The organism is Streptomyces sp. NPDC101165 (assembly GCF_044768135.1).
Taxonomy (GTDB): Bacteria; Actinomycetota; Actinomycetes; order Streptomycetales; family Streptomycetaceae; genus Streptomyces.
Genome location: NZ_JBIWPG010000006.1, coordinates 353,085 through 374,324 on the forward strand (window position 1 = coordinate 353,085; position 21,240 = coordinate 374,324).

Annotated in this window: 18 protein-coding genes and 1 tRNA gene; 10 read left to right on the forward strand and 9 right to left on the reverse strand. The window is 70.5% G+C overall.

Annotation, left to right across the window (positions count from 1 at the left end; genetic code table 11):
- Nucleotides 1-321: 321 nt before the first annotated feature.
- Nucleotides 322-1,401 carry a histidinol-phosphate transaminase gene (gene hisC, locus ACIRVH_RS15420; RefSeq protein ID WP_403952769.1) on the forward strand — a complete coding sequence of 360 codons (1,080 nt, stop codon included), beginning with the start codon at nt 322-324 and terminating at the stop codon, nt 1,399-1,401.
- A gap of 74 nt (nt 1,402-1,475) precedes the next feature.
- Here the strand turns inward: hisC and ACIRVH_RS15425 are convergent, their stop codons facing one another.
- The gene (locus ACIRVH_RS15425) at nt 1,476-1,850 is read right to left on the reverse strand and encodes a cyclophilin-like fold protein (protein WP_403952771.1); all 375 of its coding nucleotides are present in this window, start codon (nt 1,848-1,850) and stop codon (nt 1,476-1,478) included.
- A gap of 209 nt (nt 1,851-2,059) precedes the next feature.
- On the opposite strand from ACIRVH_RS15425, the gene ACIRVH_RS15430 reads away from it, so the two are divergent.
- The 3 genes from ACIRVH_RS15430 to cydD are packed head-to-tail and all read left to right on the forward strand — an operon-like array spanning nt 2,060 to nt 8,163.
- Nucleotides 2,060-3,568 (forward strand): cytochrome ubiquinol oxidase subunit I, encoded by a 1,509-nt coding sequence (locus ACIRVH_RS15430; RefSeq protein WP_403952774.1) that lies wholly within the window; start codon nt 2,060-2,062, stop codon nt 3,566-3,568.
- 15 nt (nt 3,569-3,583) lie between these two features.
- Nucleotides 3,584-4,594, forward strand: a complete 1,011-nt coding sequence (gene cydB, locus ACIRVH_RS15435; protein WP_403952777.1) for a cytochrome d ubiquinol oxidase subunit II — start codon at nt 3,584-3,586, stop codon at nt 4,592-4,594.
- Between the two features lie 59 nt (nt 4,595-4,653).
- Nucleotides 4,654-8,163, forward strand: a complete 3,510-nt coding sequence (gene cydD, locus ACIRVH_RS15440) for a thiol reductant ABC exporter subunit CydD (protein ID WP_403952780.1) — start codon at nt 4,654-4,656, stop codon at nt 8,161-8,163.
- Between the two features lie 132 nt (nt 8,164-8,295).
- Here the strand turns inward: cydD and ACIRVH_RS15445 are convergent, their stop codons facing one another.
- The 6 genes from ACIRVH_RS15445 to ACIRVH_RS15470 all read right to left on the reverse strand — a co-directional run bounded on the left by ACIRVH_RS15445 (nt 8,296) and on the right by ACIRVH_RS15470 (nt 14,447).
- Nucleotides 8,296-9,183, reverse strand: a complete 888-nt coding sequence (locus tag ACIRVH_RS15445) for an HAD hydrolase family protein (RefSeq protein WP_403952782.1) — start codon at nt 9,181-9,183, stop codon at nt 8,296-8,298.
- An 84-nt stretch (nt 9,184-9,267) separates the two neighbouring features.
- The gene (locus tag ACIRVH_RS15450; protein ID WP_403952784.1) at nt 9,268-10,170 is read right to left on the reverse strand and encodes an LLM class flavin-dependent oxidoreductase; all 903 of its coding nucleotides are present in this window, start codon (nt 10,168-10,170) and stop codon (nt 9,268-9,270) included.
- Between the two features lie 43 nt (nt 10,171-10,213).
- On the reverse strand, nt 10,214-10,753 hold the full coding sequence (locus ACIRVH_RS15455; protein ID WP_403952787.1) for an RNA 2'-phosphotransferase: 540 nt from the start codon (nt 10,751-10,753) through the stop codon (nt 10,214-10,216).
- Nucleotides 10,754-10,874: 121 nt separating this feature from the next.
- Complete coding sequence (locus ACIRVH_RS15460; protein ID WP_403952789.1) at nt 10,875-11,822, reverse strand: MerR family transcriptional regulator; 948 nt, start codon at nt 11,820-11,822, stop codon at nt 10,875-10,877.
- A 31-nt stretch (nt 11,823-11,853) separates the two neighbouring features.
- Nucleotides 11,854-13,608 carry an SDR family oxidoreductase gene (locus ACIRVH_RS15465; RefSeq protein WP_403952790.1) on the reverse strand — a complete coding sequence of 585 codons (1,755 nt, stop codon included), beginning with the start codon at nt 13,606-13,608 and terminating at the stop codon, nt 11,854-11,856.
- Nucleotides 13,605-14,447 carry a M24 family metallopeptidase gene (locus ACIRVH_RS15470; RefSeq protein WP_403952792.1) on the reverse strand — a complete coding sequence of 281 codons (843 nt, stop codon included), beginning with the start codon at nt 14,445-14,447 and terminating at the stop codon, nt 13,605-13,607. Before ACIRVH_RS15470 ends, ACIRVH_RS15465 begins: the two co-directional genes overlap by 4 nt.
- 239 nt (nt 14,448-14,686) lie before the next feature.
- Here ACIRVH_RS15470 and ACIRVH_RS15475 point away from each other — a divergent pair, with 239 nt between their 5' ends.
- The 6 genes from ACIRVH_RS15475 (at nt 14,687) to ACIRVH_RS15500 (ending at nt 18,899) form a co-directional block, all read left to right on the forward strand.
- Entirely contained in the window at nt 14,687-15,649 is a 963-nt protein-coding gene (locus ACIRVH_RS15475) for an ABC transporter ATP-binding protein (RefSeq protein ID WP_403953049.1), read from the forward strand.
- Nucleotides 15,639-16,556: an ABC transporter permease gene (locus ACIRVH_RS15480; protein WP_403952795.1), complete on the forward strand. Its 918-nt coding sequence runs from the start codon at nt 15,639-15,641 to the stop codon at nt 16,554-16,556. Before ACIRVH_RS15475 ends, ACIRVH_RS15480 begins: the two co-directional genes overlap by 11 nt.
- Entirely contained in the window at nt 16,553-17,464 is a 912-nt protein-coding gene (locus ACIRVH_RS15485) for an ABC transporter ATP-binding protein (protein ID WP_403952798.1), read from the forward strand. Before ACIRVH_RS15480 ends, ACIRVH_RS15485 begins: the two co-directional genes overlap by 4 nt.
- A gap of 10 nt (nt 17,465-17,474) precedes the next feature.
- Entirely contained in the window at nt 17,475-18,194 is a 720-nt protein-coding gene (locus tag ACIRVH_RS15490; RefSeq protein ID WP_403952800.1) for an ABC transporter permease subunit, read from the forward strand.
- A 97-nt stretch (nt 18,195-18,291) separates the two neighbouring features.
- Nucleotides 18,292-18,534 carry a hypothetical protein gene (locus tag ACIRVH_RS15495; RefSeq protein WP_403952802.1) on the forward strand — a complete coding sequence of 81 codons (243 nt, stop codon included), beginning with the start codon at nt 18,292-18,294 and terminating at the stop codon, nt 18,532-18,534.
- A 259-nt stretch (nt 18,535-18,793) separates the two neighbouring features.
- Nucleotides 18,794-18,899: transfer RNA gene (locus ACIRVH_RS15500), tRNA-OTHER, on the forward strand.
- Here ACIRVH_RS15500 and ACIRVH_RS15505 read toward each other — a convergent pair.
- Together ACIRVH_RS15505 and serS are read right to left on the reverse strand one after the other, a co-directional pair.
- Nucleotides 18,850-19,746, reverse strand: coding sequence for an HAD family hydrolase (locus tag ACIRVH_RS15505; protein ID WP_403952804.1), 897 nt, complete (start codon nt 19,744-19,746; stop codon nt 18,850-18,852). The two genes, ACIRVH_RS15500 and ACIRVH_RS15505, sit on opposite strands and share 50 nt — an antisense overlap.
- Nucleotides 19,743-21,020, reverse strand: a complete 1,278-nt coding sequence (gene serS / locus ACIRVH_RS15510; RefSeq protein ID WP_403952806.1) for a serine--tRNA ligase — start codon at nt 21,018-21,020, stop codon at nt 19,743-19,745. Before serS ends, ACIRVH_RS15505 begins: the two co-directional genes overlap by 4 nt.
- Nucleotides 21,021-21,240 lie beyond the last annotated feature (220 nt).

Consider the following 21,240-nt stretch of genomic DNA (forward strand, 5'->3'; position numbering starts at 1 on the left):
GGAAGTTGAGTGCTTTCATGGTAGGACGTGACTTGTCGACGCGCATGGGCCTGCCAAGTGCTCCATGTCTCGAAGAGGTCTCAACTCACCTGCACGGGTGATGCGCGCCACGGCGCGAGCCACCGGCGCGTAGATATATGTGTGGCGCGCCCCCCGATACGTACGCCTTCGTCTGGTGATGCCCCTGATGCCTGTGGGATCGATGAGGTTCGCCTCTTGGTGCCCCGCATCTGTTCGCAGGGACGCCGAATCCTCATAAGGTGTGGAGTATTGGAAGCCGGCGGCGTCGACGGTCCGCCGGTGGTCGCGAGGAGGACTGCGGTGAGCGAGATGAGCCCGAAGCTGCGCGCCGAGCTGGAGGGTATCCCCACCTACAAGCCGGGTAAGCCCGCCGCGGCCGGCGGGCCGGTCGCCTACAAGCTGTCCTCCAACGAGAACCCGTATCCGCCGCTGCCCGGCGTGATGGAGAGCGTGACCGCGGCCGCCTCCAGCTTCAACCGCTACCCCGACATGGCCTGCACGGGCCTGATGAACGAGCTGTCGGAGCGCTTCGGTGTCCCGCTCTCCCACCTGGCCACCGGCACCGGCTCGGTGGGTGTCGCCCAGCAGCTGATCCAGGCCACCAGCGGCCCCGGCGACGAGGTGATCTACGCCTGGCGGTCCTTCGAGGCGTACCCGATCATCACGCAGATCAGCGGTGCCCGGTCGGTGCGGGTGCCGCTCACTCAGGGCGATGTGCACGACCTGGACGCGATGGCGGAGGCGATCACCGACCGGACGCGTCTGATCTTCGTCTGCAACCCCAACAACCCGACCGGCACGGTGGTGCGTCGCGCGGAGCTGGAGCGGTTCCTCGATCGGGTGCCCGGCGATGTGCTGGTGGTGCTGGACGAGGCCTACCGGGAGTTCATCCGCGACCCCGAGGTGCCCGACGGCGTCGAGCTGTACCGGAACCGGCCCAACGTCTGCGTCCTGCGCACGTTCTCGAAGGCCTACGGCCTCGCCGGGCTGCGCGTCGGTTTTGCGATCGCGCACGAGCCGGTGGCGGCTGCGCTGCGCAAGACGGCGGTGCCCTTCGGTGTCAGCCAGCTCGCACAGGAGGCGGCGATCGCCTCGCTGCGGGCCGAGGACGAGCTGCTGGGCCGCGTCGGCTCGCTGGTGTGCGAGCGCACGCGCGTGGTCGACGCGCTGCGCGCCCAGGGCTGGACGGTCCCGGAGACCCAGGCCAACTTCGTGTGGCTGCGGCTGGGGGAGCGCACGGTCGCGTTCGCGGCGGCCTGTGAGCAGCACGGTGTGGTGGTCCGGCCGTTCCCGGGCGAGGGTGTGCGGGTGACGATCGGCGAGACCGAGGCGAACGACATCTTCCTGAAGGTGACGGAAGCGTTCCGCAAGGAGATCTGAGCGGGCTCCGTCGGGAGCACCGAAGCGGTACCGGGTGGGCCTCGCGTGTGCGGGGCCTACTCGTCTGTCAGTGCCTACGCGTGGATCAGTTCCACGCGTACGGGGTCGCCGTCCCGCACCGTCGCCAGGACTGCGGCGTCCCCGTCGAGTCGGCCCAGGACGTTGCACGGGCTCGCGAGCCGGCACTCGTCACCTCGCGAGATGGGCGTGGGCCCGTAGGGGAGGGCGAGGGCGTCGCCGTCCGTCCAGAACGCCACCGTGCCCGGCTCCACGACCTGCCGGGCGTCCGTTTCACGTGAAACGGAGACACCTGTGTCGAAATACACCTCCTCGCCCCAGGTGTGAGCGGTGGAGGCGAGCGGCAGGGCCTTGCCGAGGGCCTGGGTGGTCGGTGTGTCGTCAAGGGTCGCGGTGATGTTGCCCGCGGGCCAGGAGATCCGTATCTGCATGGCGCGCAATTCAACAAGATGTTGAAGTCACTGCCAAGACCTTGACGGCACGGCGAAGGGGGGACCCCCCGTTGGTTGCCGAAAATCAGTACGTCATAATGGCTTGTGAATGTGAACGCGTTCACAAGCGCATCCCGTTTGCTCCTCTATGTACGTGACAAGAGGGGTAAACCGCCGCAGTACCACGGCGTAGTAAGGAGAGTGACGACGTGGACCTGGCTCTGGCGCCGGAGACACTGGCGCGCTGGCAGTTCGGCATCACCACCGTCTACCACTTCCTGTTCGTCCCCCTGACGATCTCCCTGGCCGCCCTCACGGCCGGGCTCCAGACGGCCTGGGTGCGCACGGAGAAGGAGAAGTACCTCAGGGCGACGAAGTTCTGGGGCAAGCTCTTCCTGATCAACATCGCGATGGGTGTGGTCACCGGCATCGTGCAGGAGTTCCAGTTCGGCATGAACTGGTCGGACTACTCGCGCTTCGTCGGTGACATCTTCGGCGCCCCGCTCGCCTTCGAGGCCCTGATCGCGTTCTTCTTCGAGTCCACCTTCATCGGGCTGTGGATCTTCGGCTGGGACAAGCTGCCCAAGAAGATCCACCTGGCCTGCATCTGGATGGTCTCGATCGGCACGATCCTGTCGGCGTACTTCATCCTGGCGGCCAACTCCTGGATGCAGCACCCCGTCGGCTACCGGATCAACAAGGCGAAGGGCCGGGCCGAGCTCACGGACTTCTGGCATGTCCTGACCCAGAACACCGCGCTCAGCCAGGCTTTCCACACCCTCTCCGCGGCCTTCCTGACCGGCGGCGCCTTCATGGTCGGCATCTCCGCCTACCACCTGGCCCGTAAGCGGCACATCCGCGAGATGAAGACCTCGCTGCGGCTGGGTCTGATCACGGTGGTCATCGCCGGCATGCTCACCGCGGTCAGCGGTGACGTGCTCGGCAAGGTCATGTTCAAGCAGCAGCCCATGAAGATGGCCGCAGCCGAGGCGCTCTGGGACGGCCAGAAGCCGGCACCGTTCTCGATCTTCGCCTACGGAGACGTCGAGAAGAGCCACAACACCGTCGCGATAGAGATCCCGGGCCTGCTGTCCTTCCTCGCCGACGACGACTTCACCTCGTACGTCCCCGGCATCAACGACGTCAACAAGGCGGAGCAGCAGAAGTTCGGGCCCGGCGACTACCGGCCCAACATCCCGGTGGCCTTCTGGGGCTTCCGCTGGATGATCGGCTTCGGCATGGCCTCCTTCGCCATCGGCCTCGCCGGACTGTGGCTGACCCGGAAGAAGTTCATGCTGCCGCAGCACCTGAGGGTCGGCGACGACGAGGTGCCGCACCTGGTCCTGTTCCGGAACAAGGCGCTCGCCCCGAAGCTGACCACCTGGTACTGGCGCATCGCGATCTGGACCTTGGCCTTTCCGCTGATCGCCAACTCCTGGGGCTGGATCTTCACCGAGATGGGCCGTCAGCCGTGGGTCGTCTACGGCGTCCTGCAGACCCGGGACGCGGTCTCCCCCGGTGTCTCCCAGGGTGAGGTCCTCACCTCGATGATCGTCTTCACCGCGCTGTACGCGATCCTCGCCGTCGTCGAGGTCAAGCTGCTGGTGAAGTACGTCAAGGCCGGCCCGCCCGAGCTGACCGAGGCCGACCTCAACCCGCCCACGAAGATCGGCGGCGACACCCGTGACGCCGACAAGCCGATGGCCTTCTCGTACTAGGCCGGGGGAACAGTCATGGAACTTCACGACGTCTGGTTCGTCCTCATCGCGGTCCTGTGGACCGGCTACTTCTTCCTGGAGGGCTTCGACTTCGGGGTCGGCATCCTCACCAAGCTGCTCGCCCGGAACCGGCCCGAGCGGCGGGTGCTGATCAACACCATCGGGCCCGTCTGGGACGGCAACGAGGTGTGGCTGCTCACGGCGGGCGGCGCGACCTTCGCCGCGTTCCCGGAGTGGTACGCCACCCTCTTCTCCGGCTTCTATCTGCCGCTGCTGGTCATCCTGGTCTGCCTGATCGTCCGGGGCGTGGCCTTCGAGTACCGGGCGAAGCGACCCGAGGAGAACTGGCAGCGCAACTGGGAGACGGCCATCTTCTGGACCTCGCTCATCCCGGCGTTCCTGTGGGGTGTGGCCTTCGGGAACATCGTGCGGGGGGTGAAGATCGACCAGCACTTCGAGTACGTGGGGAGCCTCGGGGACCTGCTCAACCCCTACGCCCTGCTCGGCGGCCTGGTGACGCTCACGCTCTTCACCTTCCACGGGGCGGTCTTCACGGCGCTGAAGACCGTCGGGGACATCCGGCTGCGGGCACGGAAGCTGGCGTTGCGGGTCGGCCTCGTGACGGCTGTCCTGGCGCTCGTCTTCCTGCTGTGGACGCAGGCCGACAACGGTGACGGTAAGAGCCTGGTGGCCCTGGTCGTGGCGGTCGTCGCCCTGGTGGCCGCTCTGGTGGCCAATCAGATGGGACGCGAGGGATGGTCGTTCGCGCTGTCCGGCATGACCATCGTGGCGTCGGTGGCGATGCTCTTCCTGTCGCTCTTCCCGAACGTCATGCCGTCCACGCTCAACGGGGACTGGAGTCTGACGGTCACCAACGCCTCGTCGAGCCCGTACACCCTGAAGATCATGACGTGGTGCGCGGCCATCGCCACGCCGTTCGTCCTGCTCTACCAGAGCTGGACCTACTGGGTGTTCCGCAAGCGGATCGGGACGCAGCACATCGCTCCTGACGCTGCCGCACACTGAGTCCGCCGAGGGTGTGTTTCACGTGAAACACACCCTCTGGACCGAAGGGCATGGTTCACGTGAAACCAATCGATCCGCGCCTCCTGCACTACGCCCGCGCCACCCGTCTCTTCCTGGTGGCGGTAGTCGGCCTCGGGGCCGTCGGGGCCGGGCTGGCCATCGCCCAGGCCATGCTCATCGCCGAGGTGGTGGTCGGTGCCTTCCAGCACGGGCAGTCGATTGCTGAACTGTGCACTCCCCTCCTGCTGTTGGCGGGCGTGGCCGTGGGGCGATCGGTTGTCGCGTGGCTCACCGAACTCGCGGCACACCGCGCGAGCGCGGCCGTGAAGTCGGAGCTTCGGGGGCGGCTGCTGGAGCGCGCGGCCCAGCTGGGCCCCGGGTGGCTGAGCGGACAGCGGACCGGCTCGCTGGTCACCCTGGCCACCCGTGGAGTCGATGCCCTCGACGACTACTTCTCGCGCTATCTCCCGCAGTTGGGTCTCGCGGTCGTCGTGCCGGTGGCCGTGCTGGCGCGGATCGTCACCGAGGACTGGGTGTCGGCGGCGATCATCGTCGGCACCCTGCCGCTGATTCCCCTGTTCATGATGTTGATCGGCTGGGCCACGCAGTCCCGGATGGACCGCCAGTGGCGGCTGTTGTCCCGGCTGTCGGGTCACTTCCTGGACGTGGTCGCCGGGCTGCCCACGCTGAAGGTGTTCGGCCGGGCCAAGGCGCAGGCCGAGTCCATCCGCCGGATCACCGGCGAGTACCGCCAGGCGACGATGCAGACCCTGCGGATCGCGTTCCTCTCCTCCTTCGCACTGGAGCTGCTGGCCACACTGTCGGTCGCGCTGGTGGCCGTGACCATCGGCATGCGTCTGGTGCACGGCGACATGGACCTGTACATCGGTCTGGTCATCCTGGTGCTGGCGCCCGAGGCGTATCTGCCACTGCGCCAGGTGGGCGCCCAGTACCACGCGGCGGCGGAGGGGCTCGCCGCGGCGGAGGAGATCTTCGCCGTACTGGAGACGCCGGCACCGGTGTCCGGCACCGCGGTGGTGCCGGAGAGCCCGCTGACCTTCGACGGGGTGACGGTCCGCTACCCGGGGCGGTCGGCGGACGCCGTGAGCGAGGTGTCGTTCACCGTCGAGCCCGGCGAGACCGTGGCGCTGGTCGGGCCGAGCGGCGCTGGCAAGTCGACGCTGCTGAACGTGCTGATGGGGTTCGTGCAGCCCGCCGAGGGCCGGGTGCGGGTCGGGGGCGCCGATCTCGCGGACGTCGACCTGGTGGAGTGGCGGTCACGGATCGCATGGGTGCCGCAGCGCCCGCATCTGTACGCCGGGACCATCGCGGAGAACGTCCGGCTGGCCCGGCCCGACGCGGACGACACCGCCGTGCGCCGGGCCCTGCGGGACGCGGGCGCGCTGGAGTTCGTGGACGCGCTGCCCGAGGGGGCCGACACGGTGCTCGGCGAGGACGGGGCCGGGCTGTCCGCGGGGCAGCGGCAGCGGCTCGCGCTGGCCCGGGCCTTCCTCGCGGACCGGCCCGTGCTGCTGCTGGACGAGCCGACGGCCGCGCTGGACGGGGCGACCGAGGCGGACGTCGTGGCGGCGGTACGGCGGCTTGCGGCGGGGCGCACGGTGCTGCTCGTTGTGCATCGGCCTGCGCTGCTGGAAGTGGCGGACCGGGTCGTGCGGCTGGAGGGCTCGGAGTCCTTGGCGCAGCGGTCCGGGAGTTGCCCTCCCCGGGGGCCGAGTCCGCTGGATCCCCGTCCTGGCCCGACCGCCACCGGACTCGGTCAATCGGCAAGTGCCCCGAAGAGGCAGTCCGCGGAGCGCACTCGGAGTGCGCTTGCCCGGGTTCGGGGGCTCGCCGGGCCCCGGCGCGGTCGGCTTCTGCTTGCGCTGCTGCTAGGGAGTCTCGCGCTCGGCTGTGCTGTCGGGCTGATGGCCACCTCCGGCTGGCTGATCTCGCGTGCCTCGCAGCAGCCGCCGGTGCTGTATCTGATGGTGGCCGTGACGGCGACGCGGGCCTTCGGGATCGGGCGGGCCGTCTTCCGGTACGCCGAGCGGCTGGTGTCGCACGACGCCGTGCTGCGGATGCTGGCCGACACCCGGGTCGCCGTCTACCGGCGGCTGGAGCGGCTGGCGCCCGCGGGGCTGCGCACGGCCCGTCGCGGCGATCTGCTCACCCGGCTGGTCGCCGACGTGGACGCGCTCCAGGACTACTGGCTGCGCTGGCTGCTGCCCGCCGGTGTCGCGGTCGCCGTCTCCACCGCCTCCGTCGCCTTCACGGCCTGGCTGCTGCCCGAGGCCGGAGCCGCCCTCGCGGCCGGGCTCCTCGCGGCCGGTGTCGGCGTCCCCCTGGTCACCGCGGCCGCGGCCCGGCGGGCCGAGCGGCGGCTGGCGCCCGCCCGCGGAGAACTCGCGACCCGGGTGACCGACCTGCTCACCGGCACCGCCGAACTGACCGTCGCCGGCGCGCTGCCGGCCCGTACGGCCGCGGCCCGGCAGGCCGACGGCACGCTCACCCGGATCGCCTCGCGCTCCGCCGCCGTCACCGCGCTCGGCGACGGGCTCACCGCGCTGCTCTCCGGCCTGACCGTCACGGCCGGCGCCCTGCTCGGCGCCCAGGCGGTGGCCGCGGGCCGGCTCGGCGGCGTGGCGATGGCCGTGGTGGTCCTCGCCCCGCTGGCGGCCTTCGAGGCCGTACTGGGGCTGCCGCTCGCCGTGCGCTACCGGCAGCGGGTGCGCCGGAGCGCGGAGCGCGTGTTCGAGGTGCTGGACGCCCCGGAGCCCGTGCGCGAGCCGGAGCGGCCCCGGCAGGCGCCCGCCTCGCCCTTCCCGGTCGTGCTCAGGGGCCTGGGCGCCCGGCACGCGGGGCAGCACCGGGACGCACTCGCCGGACTCGACCTCACGCTGGAGCAGGGCCGCCGGATCGCCGTGGTCGGTCCTTCCGGATCCGGCAAGACGACCCTCGCCCAGGTGCTCCTCAGGTTCCTCGACCCGCAGGCGGGCTCGTACACGCTCGCCGGTGTGGACGCGTACGCCCTGGCCGACGACGACGTGCGACGGCTCGTCGGACTGTGCGCCCAGGACGCGCACCTCTTCGACAGCAGCGTGCGCGAGAACCTGCTGCTCGCCCGGAAGGACGCCACCGAGGCCGACCTGCGCGACGCGCTGGCCCGGGCCCGGCTGCTGGACTGGGTGGACGGGCTGCCCGACGGGCTGGACACGCTCGTCGGCGAGCACGGGGCGCGGCTGTCCGGCGGGCAGCGGCAGCGCCTCGCGCTGGCCCGCGCACTCCTCGCCGACTTCCCGGTCCTCGTCCTGGACGAGCCCGCCGAGCACCTGGACCTGCCGACTGCGGACGCGCTCACCGCGGATCTGCTCGCCGCCACGCAGGGCCGTACGACCCTGCTGATCACCCACCGGCTGGCCGGGCTCGGTGCGGTCGACGAGGTGGTCGTGCTCGACGCCGGCCAGGTGGTGCAGCGAGGGCGGTACGCGGAGCTGGCCGCCGTGGACGGGCCGCTGCGGGACATGATGCTGCGGGAGACGGCGGCGGAGGAACTGGCGGGAGCGCGGTGACGGGCGCACGGGTGACGCACCCGCGTTCACGGATGCCTCGCCCGAACGCACGAGTACCTTGCCCGAGCGTCCGCGACACAGGGGACTGATGACGCTCGGGTCGCGCCCGCCGCACCAGGCTCCGAGCCTTCGTCAGACGCGCTCGGCGATCATCCGCTCGATCACGACCGCGACGCCGTCGTCGTTGTTGGCGACCGTGCGGCCCGAGGCGGCGGCGACGACGTCCGGGTGGGCGTTGCCCATCGCGTACGACTGGCCGGCCCAGGTCAGCATCTCGACGTCGTTGGGCATGTCCCCGAAGGCGACGACCTCCTCGGGCGTGATGCCGCGCTCGGCGCAGCACAGGGCGAGCGTGCTGGCCTTGGAGACGTCCGGGCCGCTGAGTTCCAGCAGGGCGCTGGGGCTGGAACGGGTGACGTTGGCGCGGTCGCCGACCGCGAGGCGGGCGAAGGTGAGGAAGGCGTCCGGGTCGAGGTCGGGGTGGTAGGCGAGGATCTTGAGCACGGGCTGGTCGGCGTCCGGGCCGTCGGCGGCGAGGAGGACCTCGGCGGGCAGGAGGTTGTCCGGTATCTCCATGTGCAGCTTGGGATAGGCCGGTTCCTGGTGGAAGCCGTACGTCTGCTCGACCGCGAACACTGTGCCGGGTACCGCGTCACGCAGCAGCCGTACGGCGTCCAGCGCGTTCTCCCGGGCCAGTTCGCGCACCTTCACGAAGCGGTGGGCGCCGGGGCCGCCGTGCAGGTCGACCACGGCGGCGCCGTTGCCGCAGATCGCCAGGCCGTGGCCGTGGACGTGGTCGCTGACGACGTTCATCCAGCGGGCCGGGCGGCCGGTGACGAAGAAGACCTCGATGCCCGCGGCCTCGGCGGCGGCCAGCGCGGCGACCGTCCTCGGAGAGACCGACTTGTCGTCGCGCAGGAGAGTGCCGTCGAGGTCGGTGGCGATCAGCCGCGGCGGTAGAGCGGCGGCCGGGGTCCCGGGTTGTCTGGTCGCTGAGGTCACCGGGTCATTCTCGCGCATATGCCAGCACGCCCGTGCGGAAGTCCGCACAGATGAGTCCACAGACACATCGGCGACGGCCGACAGGTGACGTCTGTCACCCGGTCACGCCAGCTGGGCGGGCGCCTCCATGGCGATCCGCTCGAAGACCTTCTCGTCCGCGGCGAAGTCCGAGTCCGGGATGGGCCAGTGGATCACGATCTCGGTGAAGCCCAACTCCTGGTGGCGGCCGGCGAAGTCCACGAAGGCGTCCAGGGATTCGAGCGGCCGGCCGCGGTCCGGGGTGAAGCCGGTGAGCAGGACCTTCTCCAGCTCGGTCACGTCCCGGCCGATCGACGCGCACGTCTCGGACAGCTTCTCCAGCTGTCCGCGCAGCGCCTCGACCGACTGCTCCGGCGTGCCGTTCTCGTAGAGCTTCGGGTCGCCGGTGGTCACCCACGCCTGGCCGTGCCGTGCGGCGAGCTCGAGTCCGCGCGGGCCGGTGGCCGCCACCGCGAAGGGCAGCCGGGGCCGCTGCACACAGCCCGGGATGTTGCGTGCCTCGTGCGCCGAGTAGAAGCGGCCCTCGTGCGTCACCGCGTCCTCGGTGAGCAGCCGGTCGAGCAGCGGCACGAACTCGGCGAACCGGTCGGCGCGCTCGCGCGGCGTCCACGGCTCCTGGCCGAGGGCGGTCGCGTCGAAGCCGGTGCCGCCGGCGCCGATGCCGAGGGTGATGCGGCCGCCGGAGATGTCGTCCAGGGAGATCAGTTCCTTGGCGAGGGTCACCGGGTGCCGGAAGTTCGGCGAGGTGACCAGCGTGCCGAGGCGGAGCCGCTCGGTGGCGACAGCGGCGGCGGTCAGCGTCGGCACGGCACCGAACCACGGGCCGTCGCGGAAGCTGCGCCAGGACAGGTGGTCGTAGGTGTACGCGGTGTGGAAGCCGAGCTGCTCGGCCCGCACCCAGGCCGAACGGCCGCCCTCGCTCCAGCGGCGGTACGGCAGGATCACGGTGCTCAGACGCAGACTCATGCGTCCGAGGGTACGGGGCCCCACGCTCACGGGCCGAAATCGATCAAGAGAACCGCAGATAGCGGGGTGGTACCGCCTTGGTGAGCCACACTCCGTTCGCGCTGACGTGGAACACGTGGCCGTCGCGGTGCATGGCGCCGGCGTCCACGGCGAGCACGACGGGGCGGCCGCGGCGGGCGCCGACCCGGGTCGCGGTCTCGCGGTCGGCCGAGAGGTGGACGTCGTGCCTGTTCATGGGCCGGAGGCCCTCGGCACGGATCGCGTCCAGGTGGGCGGCCACGGTGCCGTGGTAGAGGTACGGCGGCGGAGTCGCCGGGGGCAGGCCGAGGTCGATCTCGATGCTGTGGCCCTGGCTGGCACGGATTCGCGTGCCCTCGATCGCGAAGCGCTGCTTGTCGTTGGCGGCCACCACGTGGTCGAGCTCCTCGCGGGTGAACCGGAACCCGTGCGCGGCGGCCGCGGCGATCAGTGTGTCGATCTCGACCCAGCCGCCCGGGTCGAGTGCGAGGCCGATGCGCTCGGGCTGGTGGCGGAGGTGTTTCGAGAGGTACTTCGACACCTTCACGGTGCGTCTTTCTTCCATGCCTCCAGGGTGCTGGAGAGACGCGGATCACGCAGGTTGTTTTCTCTGGGGGGTTTGATCCACAAGCAAGTCCAGTTATCCACAGGGTAATTGAAGAAATTGTGGACAACTGACGGGCACTTCAGAGTGATTCGCCAAGTTCGCTGCAGGAGCGCCTCGGTGGTGCAAGGTCGTCCAAGGCCCTTGCGTTGACCTCTCGTTCGGCGGCGAGTGCGATGAACGCGGCCGTGTGTGCGCGGCCAACGAGGTGCTCCACAGCGGTGATCGTCTCGGTGGGCAGGTCGACGGAACGCGTTCGACCGGGCGCCTCGGGCGCATCCTCGGCACCGAGGCGTGTTCGCAGGTGCCGGATCGCGAACACACGCATGGCCCGGGCCAGTTCGGCGTCCACGGTCTGCTGGGCGAGGGGGCGGAGGCGGCGCACCAGTGAGGCCGCTTCCGCCGCGTGGGCGTCCGTGCGGTGGGTGGGGTCGTCGAGGTAGCGGGCGAAGACGTACTCGGTGGTGAACTCCAGGAAGCGGGCGGCTATGTGCTCCACCTGGCCCCTCAACTCCCTGAGGTGGCCCGAGATCGCGGAGAGCGGGACCCCGGCGGCGTGCAACTCCGCTGCCACGGACAGCTCTTGGGGGCTCGGCACCAGAAAGGTGTCGGGGTCGCCGTCCACCGGTTCCAGTACGCCGAGTTCGACCGCCTCGGCGACGGCGTCCTCGTCGGGGGCGCCGCCGAAGCGGGCGTCGAGCTCGGTGCGGGTGATGCGGGCCGGCTCCTCGTCGGTCCACGGGCCCTCCACCTCGGTGACCAGGCCGAGGACGCCGCCCAGGTCGCGGCCGGTGTCCCAGGCGTCCAGGAGGTCCTTGATCGAGGCGAGGGTGTAGCCGCGGTCGAGGAGGTGGGCGATCTGGTGGAGACGGGTGAGGTGGATGTCCGAGTAGAGGTTGGCCCGGCCCTGGCGCTCGGGACGGGGGAGGAGGCCTTTGTCCTGGTAGGCGCGGATGGTTCTGACGGTGGTGCGGGTGCGGTGGGCCAGGTCTTCGATGCGGTAGCTCTTTCGGGCCGGGGGGTCGGTCATGTGGGGGTTCCCAGGAGGGACACCGGAGGCTTCACAGCTTCGGCTCCACCCGCGCGATCCCCCTCAACACCCCCGGCATGAAACGCGACAGAAGATGCGCGCCCCTCGCCTCGGGTGTCACCGGTACCACCGCCTTGTTGTGGGTCACCGCGTCCAGGACGGCCTCGGCGACCTTCTCCGGTGGGTAGTTGCGCAGGCCGTAGAGGCGGGCGGAGTGCTTCTGGCGGCGTCGTTCCTCGGTCTCGTCGACTCCGGTGAAGCGGGCCGTGGAGGTGATGTTGGTGTTGACGAAGCCGGGGCAGATCGCCGTGACTCCGATGTCCTGTCCGGCCAGTTCGGCGCGCAGGCACTCGGAGAGCATCAGGACCGCCGCCTTGGAGGTGCTGTAGGCGGGCAGCGCGCGGGACGGCTGGTAGGCGGCCGCCGAGGCGATGTTGACGATGTGGCCGCCCTGGCCGCGCTCGGCCATGCGCGCGCCGAAGAGGCGGCAGCCATGGATCACGCCCCAGAGGTTGACGTCCAGGACCTTGCGCCAGTCCTCGGTCGTGGTGGTGAAGAAGGAGCCCGACAGGCCGATCCCCGCGTTGTTGACCAGCACGTCCAGCACGCCGTACTCGCGGTGCACCTTCTCGGCGAGCTTCTCCATGACCTGTTCGTCGGAGACGTCCGCCGTCTCCGCCCACGCCTCGGGGGCGCCGACCAGCCGGGACAGCTCGGCGGTGCGGGCGGCGGCCTCGGCGTCGCGGTCGACGGCCACCACGCGCGCGCCCGCCTCCGCGAAGGCGAACGCCGTGGCCCGGCCGATGCCGCTGCCCGCTCCGGTGACCAGCACCAACTGCCCGCCGAACCGGTCCGCGTGGCGGCCGGCGGCCCTGGGCTCCGGCCGGCCGCCCTCGACGCTCGTCACGAACTCCTCGATCCAGGCGGCCACCTGGTCGGGACGTGTACGCGGGATCCAGTGCTTGGCCGGGAGCGTGCGCCGGGTCAGCTGCGGCACCCACTGCTCCAGGTCGTCGTACAGGCGCTCCGACAGGAACGCGTCCCCCTGGGGCGTGATGAGCTGCACGGGCGCGTGCGCGAACGCGTCCGTGCGGGGCCTGAGCAGCCGGGCGCGGACGTTGTCCCGGTACAGCCAGGCGCCGTGCGCCGCGTCGGAGGGGAGGGAGGGGGTCGGGTAGTCGCCGGCGGGGACACCTTCGGTCCGCTGGAGGATCTTCGGCCAGCGCCTGCCGAGCGGGCCGCGCCAGGCCAGTTCCGGCAGGGCGGGGGTGTGCAGCATGTAGACGTACCAGGACTTGGCGCCCTGTCCGAGGAGCTGGCCCACCCGGCGGGGCGTGGGACGCTGCACGCGCGCGTTGATCCAGTGCCCGAAGTGGTCCAGGGAGGGGCCGGACATCGACGTGAAGGAGGCGATACGACCCTCCGTGCGGCCCACCGTGACGAACTCCCAGGACTGCACCGAGCCCCAGTCGTGCCCGACGACGTGCACCGGGCGGTCCGGGCTCACCGCGTCCACGACCGCCAGGAAGTCGTCCGTGAGCTTCGCCAGGGTGAAGCCGCCGCGCAGGGGCTGCGGTGCCGTGGAGCGGCCGTGGCCCCGGACGTCGTACAGGACGACGTGGAAGTGGTCGGCGAGGCGGACGGCGACCTCCGACCAGACCTCCTTGCTGTCCGGGTAGCCGTGCACCAGCACCACCGTCGGCTGCTCCGGGTCACCCAGCTCGGCCACGCACAGCTCGACCCCGCCGGTGTGCACCCGGCGCTCACGCGCACCCTTCAGCGTCACTTCGCCTCCGCCCAGCGCCGCACGTGCGGCAGATCGTCGTCCAGCCAGAACGCGCTCTGCTCGGGGTCCCGGGAGTCGGTGACCACCAGGATCTCCTCGAACTTCGCGCCCGTACCCCGGAAGCCGAGGTGGGGTTCGACCGCCCACAGGCCCGGCTGCGGCGGGTGGTCGGAGAAGCGGTACGGCGACCACAGGGGCGACCAGCCCTCGCGGTGGCCGTGCAGGGCGTCGGCGGCCAGGCCCTTCAGGGACTGTGTGCCGAACCCGAACAGATGGAGCGACCAGCGGCGCTGCTTCACCCGGTCCACCTTGTGGGCGATCACGCCGAACGGGTACGCCCGGTGCCGGTTGGCGTAGCCCTGGCGGACCATGAGGCGGTCCACGTCCTCGTAGATCTCGCGCAGCGGCCGCCGCTCGCGCACCTCGCGCAGGATCAGCTCCCGGTGCCCCTCCAGGTCGGCCATCAGCCGGTCCTGCACCGGGTTGACACCGAGGGAGCCCGAGTAGCCGATGTCGGCCGTGTGTCCCTCGTAGACCGGGGCCATGTCCAGGATGAACGGCATCCCGGGCTCCAGGGCGCGGTCGGTCGGGAAGAACTGCAGCGGGATGCGGAAGTTCACGAACGCCGTGCGGTCACCGAACCAGGCGAAGGGCAGGTGGAACCAGTCCCGCACCCCCCGCTCGCGCAGCCACTCGCGCTGCATCCGCGCCGCCTCGCGCTCGGTCACACCCGGCTCCAGGCGTGCCGCGACCGCCTCCGCGCACTCGTACGCGAGGCGCTGCACCCGCCTGAACCCCTGCAACTCCAGGGAGAGTTCGCTGCTCACTGCCGTCGTCATGCCGCCCCGTCCCGTCGACTGCGGTACGCGTCCGTAACTTGACACTGGTGAATGTGACAGTTGTTAGAGGCGGCGTCAATAGGCGGGATCAAGGCTGTGGACAACGCTCGGTGAGCTGCTGTTGATAACTCTCAGGCAGGGGATCCCTCAGGGACCCGTAATACTCGAGTCTGACGCGAAGACGGCTCTGAGGTCTGACGACCGGCGTGGTCCGGATCACTACCTTCGATGACGTGACTGTGATCGCGACCGAAAGCCTGAGCAAGCGGTTCCCCCGGGTGACCGCGCTCGACCGGCTGTCCGTGGACATCGGAGCCGGTGTGACCGGACTCGTCGGAGCCAACGGCGCCGGCAAGTCCACCCTGATCAAGATCCTGCTGGGTCTGTCCCCCGCCACGGAGGGCCGCGCCGAGGTGCTCGGCCTCGACGTGGCCACCAAGGGCGCCGCCATCCGCGAACGCGTGGGCTACATGCCGGAGCACGACTGCCTGCCGCCCGACGTCTCGGCCACCGAGTTCGTCGTCCACATGGCCCGCATGTCCGGCCTGCCGCCCACCGCGGCACGCGAGCGCACCGCGGACACCCTGCGCCATGTCGGCCTGTACGAGGAGCGCTACCGCCCCATCGGCGGCTACTCCACCGGCATGAAGCAGCGTGTGAAGCTGGCCCAGGCCCTGGTGCACGACCCGCAGCTGGTCTTCCTGGACGAGCCGACCAACGGCCTCGACCCGGTCGGCCGCGACGAGATGCTCGGCCTGATCCGCCGCATCCACACCGACTTCGGCATCTCGGTCCTGGTCACCTCCCACCTGCTGGGCGAACTCGAGCGCACCTGCGACCACGTCGTCGTCGTCGACGGCGGCAAGCTGCTGCGTTCCAGCTCCACCACGGACTTCACCCAGATCACCACGACCCTCGCGATCGAGGTCACCGACAGCGACGAACACCCCGACGGCACCCGCGCGGTCCGCGAGGCGCTCCACGCGCGCGGGGTGGACACCGACGACAGCAGTGGCCTCCCCGGCGCCGGGCACATCCTGCTGCTCACCGCGCAGGGCGAGGAGACGTACGACCTGGTGCGGGACACCGTCGCCGACCTGGGCCTCGGGCTGGTGCGCATGGAGCAGCGCCGGCACCACATCTCGGAGGTCTTCACGAGCGAGGAAGAGCAGCGGAAGGAGGCGGCCGTCCATGGCAGTTGAGCAGCCCATGCCGACATCCGTCGCACCGTCGGGTGACCAGACCCGGATCCACAACATCGGCTACCGCAACTACGACGGCCCGCGCCTCGGCCGAACCTACGCGACCCGCTCGCTCTACTCGCAGTCCCTGCGCGGCGCGTACGGCCTCGGCCGCTCGGTCAAGTCCAAGGTGCTGCCGATGCTGCTGTTCGTGGTGATGTGCGTGCCCGCGGCCATCATGGTCGCCGTCGCGGTCGCCACGAAGGCGAAGGACCTGCCCGTCGACTACACGCGCTACGCGATCCTCATGCAGGCCGTCATCAGCCTGTACGTCGCCTCGCAGGCGCCCCAGTCCGTCTCGCGCGACCTGCGCTTCAAGACCGTGCCGCTGTACTTCTCGCGGCCGATCGAGACCGCCGACTACGTGCGCGCGAAGTACGCGGCGCTGGCCTCGGCGCTGTTCGTCCTCACCGGAGCGCCGCTGCTCGTGCTCTACATCGGCGCGCTGCTGGCCAAGCTCGACTTCGCCGACCAGACCAAGGGATTCGCGCAGGGAATCGTCTCCGTGGCACTGCTCTCGCTGCTCTTCGCCGGTATCGGTCTGGTCATCGCCTCGGTGACCCCGCGGCGCGGCTTCGGCATCGCGGCCGTCATCGCCGTCATGACGATCTCCTACGGCGCGGTCTCCACGCTCCAGGCCATCGCCCAGGCGCAGAACAGCACGGGTGCCATCCCCTGGATCGGCCTCTTCTCGCCCGTCACGCTGATCGACGGAGTGCAGTCCGCGTTCCTCGGCGCGAGCTCGTCGTTCCCCGGAGCGGTCGGACCCGGCAACGGGGAGGGCGCGGTCTACGTCCTCGTCGTCCTGGGCCTCATCGCCGCCAGCTACGGCCTCCTCGTGCGCCGCTACCGGAAGGTGGGACTGTGACCACACTCTCCATCGACCACGTCTCCCGCTGGTTCGGCAACGTGGTCGCCGTCAACGACGTCACCATGACCATCGGCCCCGGCGTCACCGGCCTGCTCGGCCCGAACGGCGCCGGAAAGTCCACCCTCATCAACATGATGGGCGGCTTCCTGGCCCCCTCCACCGGCACCGTCACCCTCGACGGACAGCAGGTGTGGCGCAACGAGGCCATCTACAAGCACATCGGCATCGTCCCCGAGCGCGAGGCGATGTACGACTTCCTCACCGGCCGCGAATTCGTCGTCGCCAACGCCGAGTTGCACGGGCTGGGCGCGAAGGCCGCCCAACGGGCCCTGGCCACGGTCGAGATGGAGTACGCGCAGGACCGCAAGATCTCGACGTACTCCAAGGGCATGCGCCAGCGCGTGAAGATGGCGAGCGCCCTGGTGCACGACCCGTCGCTGCTCCTGCTGGACGAGCCCTTCAACGGCATGGACCCGCGCCAGCGCATGCAGCTCATGGAGCTGCTGCGGCGCATGGGCGACGAGGGCCGCACGGTGCTGTTCTCGTCCCACATCCTCGAAGAGGTCGAACAGCTCGCCTGGCACATCGAGGTCGTCGTCGCCGGGCGGCACGCGGCCAGCGGCGACTTCCGCAAGATCCGTCGCCTGATGACCGACCGCCCGCACCGCTACCTGGTGCGCTCCAGCGACGACCGCGCGCTCGCGGCCGCGCTGATCGCGGACCCGTCGACGTCCGGCATCGAGGTCGACCACGCCGAGGGCGCCCTGCGCATCCAGGCCGTCGACTTCGGCCGCTTCACCACCCTGCTGCCCAAGGTCGCCCGCGACCACGGCATCCGGCTGCTCACGGTCTCGCCGTCCGACGAGTCCCTCGAGTCCGTCTTCTCTTACCTGGTCGCGGCGTAGGAGGCCGAAGATGTACGACCCCACAGTCGCCCGGCTCACCTACCGGGCCCTGCTCGGCCGTCGCCGGGCCCTCATCCTGGGCGCCCTGCCGCTCCTGCTGATCGCGATCTCCGTCGTCGTCCGCGGCCTCGCGGGTGCCGACGACCAGACGGCCGCCGACCTGCTGGGCGGCCTCGCGCTCGCCACGATGGTGCCGATCATCGGCGTCATCGCGGGCACCGGCGCGATCGGCCCCGAGATCGACGACGGCTCCGTCGTCTACCTGCTGGCCAAGCCGGTGAAGCGCCCGACGATCATCTTCACCAAGCTGATCGTGGCGATCGCCGTGACGATGGTGTTCTCGGCCCTGCCGACGCTCATCGCGGGCTTCATCCTCAACGGCAACGGTCAGCAGATCGCCGTCGCCTACACGGTGGCCGCACTGGTCGCCTCGATCGCCTACGCGGCGATGTTCCTGCTGCTCGGCACGGTGTCCCGGCACGCGGTGGTGTTCGGCCTCGTCTACGCCCTCGTCTGGGAGGCCCTGTTCGGCTCCCTGGTGTCCGGCGCCCGCACCCTGAGCGTCCAGCAGTGGTCGCTCGCCGTCGCCCACAAGGTGGCCGGCGGGGACCTGGTGACCTCGGACGTCGGACTGCCCACGGCGACGGTCCTGCTGGTCGTGGTCACCGTGCTCGCCACCTGGTACGCGGGCCAGAAGCTACGGTCGCTGACGCTCGCGGGCGAGGAGTGACAGGTCACGGCCTTGACGGGGGCTTCACCTCGGTCCGGGCACACTGGGCGGAGCGGATGTACGGCTAGCAGGCCGGTACACGGCTAGGAGGCCGCAGATGGCAGAGGAGATCCCGCAGTACGACGGACGAGGGCGGACCGGCGGTGACGTCTGGGACGAGCTGGTCCTGGACGAGGACTTCGTGCGGGCCGCCGAGACCTCCGAGCCGTCCGCCCGGGCCCGGATGCTCGCCGCCCGCTGGCGTGCCGAGGAGCCGGAGCCGCAGCCGTGGCGGTCCGACGACCCGCCGGCGGGCTGGTTCTTCAGCAAGGCGCGCCGGCGCAGGTGGCGCCGCCGGTAGTGGCGGCCCCCGGTCAATTCGGTGGCGTCCAACCCGGCGGCGGGGCACAGTGGTTGTGCCCCGTCCGCCGGGAGTGTCCCGGCGCCGCGTTCTGGGAGAGGAGTTGGGCGATGTCCATGCACGGCAGTACGTCCAGCTCCCTTCAGGGCAGCCTGAGCCGGGCTCCGGAGTGATCCCTACCCCTCCGTAGAGCTCATGGGAGCTGCCCGGGGCGGCCGCTTCGAGCACGCGATGTGTCTCTCGCGTGGGCCGCCCACCCGGAGGATTGGCCGAGTGGTAAGGCACTGGCTTGCACTGTGTTCAATCAAAAGCGAGTCATGGTCGGGCCTGGAAAGCCCGCGCACGTTCGATCCGTGCATCCTCCGCACGACGCTGCCGCTTCGGCTCGGCCGACTCCGCAGCTGCCCGCTGGCCGAGCAACCGCTCCAGCACCACCGCGATCCCGTCCTCCTCGTTGGAGGCCGTGACCTCGTCCGCCACTTCCCTCAGCTCCTCGTGGGCGTTGGCCATCGCCACGCCCCGGGACGACCAGGCGAACATCGGGACGTCGTTGGGCATGTCGCCGAAGGCGATGGTGTCGGCGGCCTTCAGGCCCAGGCGGCGGGCCGCCAGGGACAGCCCCGTGGCCTTGGACAGGCCGAGGGGCAGCAGCTCCACGATGCCCTTGCCCGCCATGGCGACCGTGACGAATCCGCCGGCCGCCCGGCGGGCCGCCTCCACCAGCTCGTCGTCGCCCAGCGTCGGATGCTGGATGTAGATCTTGTTCAGCGGAGCGGCCCAGAGGTCGGACGCGTCCGTGAAGGGGGTGGCGGGAAGGGCGCCCGTGACCGCGTAGCCCGGCCCCACCAGCACCTTGCCGTCCAGGCCGTCCTGGCTCGCCGCCAGGTACAGCGGGCCCACCTCGGCCTCGATCTTCGCCAGGGCCACGCCCGCCAGCTGCCGGTCCAGGGTCACGGACGTCAGCAGGCGGTGCGCCCGGGCGTCGTACACCTGCGCGCCCTGGCCGCAGACGGCGAGGCCGTCGTAGCCGAGGTCGTCGAGGATGTGCCGGGTCCAGGGGGCCGCGCGGCCGGTGACGACGATGTGCGCCGCGCCCGCCGAGGTGGCCGCGGCGAGCGCCTCACGGGTGCGCTGCGAGACCGACCCGTCGGAGCGCAGGAGCGTTCCGTCGAGGTCGGTGGCGATGAGTCGGAACGGGAATCCGGCGCTCACTTGGCGACCGGCTCCAGGACCTCCCGGCCGCCGAGGTACGGACGCAGCACCTTGGGCACGTACACCGAGCCGTCGGCCTGCTGGTGGTTCTCCAGGATCGCCACGATCGTGCGCGGTACGGCGCACAGCGTGCCGTTGAGCGTGGCCAGCGGCTTGATCTGCTTGCCGTCGCGGACGCGGATCTGCAGCCGGCGGGACTGGAACTCGGTGCAGTTCGAGGTCGAGGTCAGCTCGCGGTACTTGCCCTGGGTCGGGACCCACGCCTCGCAGTCGTACTTACGCGAGGCCGAGGCGCCGAGGTCGGCGGAGGCGACGTCGATGACGCGGAACGGCAGCTCCAGCGAGGTCAGCCACTGCTTCTCCCACTCCAGCAGGCGCTTGTGCTCCTCCTGCGAGTCCTCGGGAGCGACGTACGAGAACATCTCGACCTTGTCGAACTGGTGCACGCGGAAGATGCCTCGCGTGTCCTTGCCGTGCGAGCCGGCCTCGCGGCGGAAGCACGGGGAGAAGCCCGCGTAGCGCAGCGGCAGCCGGTCCGCGTCGATGATCTCGTCCATGTGGTACGCCGCCAGCGGGACCTCGGAGGTGCCGACCAGGTACAGGTCGTCCTTGTCGAGGTGGTAGACGTCCTGGGCCGCCTGGCCGAGGAAGCCGGTGCCGGCCATGGACTGCGGGCGCACCAGCGCCGGGGTGAGCATCGGCGTGAAGCCGGCCTCGGTGGCCTGCGCGATCGCCGCGTTCACCAGGGCCAGCTCCAGCAGGGCGCCGACACCGGTGAGGAAGTAGAAGCGGGAGCCGGAGACCTTGGCGCCGCGCTCGACGTCGATCGCGCCGAGGAGCTGGCCCAGCTCCAGGTGGTCCTTGGGCTCGAAGCCCTCGGCGCCGAAGTCGCGGATCGTGCCGTGCGTCTCCAGCGTGACGAAGTCCTCCTCGCCGCCGACGGGCACGTCGGGGTGGACGAGGTTGCCGAGCCGGAGCAGCAGCTGCTGGGTCTCGGTGTCGGTCGCGTCGCGCTCGGCGTCGGCGGCCTTGACGTCGGCCTTCAGCTGCTCGGCACGCGCCAGCAGCTCGGCCTTCTCGTCGGGGCCGGCCTTGGGGATCAGCTTGCCGAGCTGCTTCTGCTCGGCGCGCAGCTCGTCGAAGCGGACGCCGGAGGACCTGCGCCGCTCGTCGGCAGACAGGAGGGAGTCGACGAGCGCGACGTCCTCTCCACGGGCGCGCTGGGACGCGCGCACACGGTCGGGGTCCTCACGAAGCAGGCGAAGGTCAATCACGAGGCCAAGGCTACCGGTGCGAGCTCCCGGGCCACGACCCACTATTGCGACTCGCGCCTTACGTGCCGTTATGGGGCAATTGCGCAGAGTGTCGAAGCGTGTCAATAAAAGCCGTCTCATTCCCTGGAACGAGGCAGTCGGCCGACCCCTGGTTGACCGGATTCCCTTGTGGGGAGCGGGACTTGGCGGGCCGGTTGTCCACAGGAATCCACACGCCGGG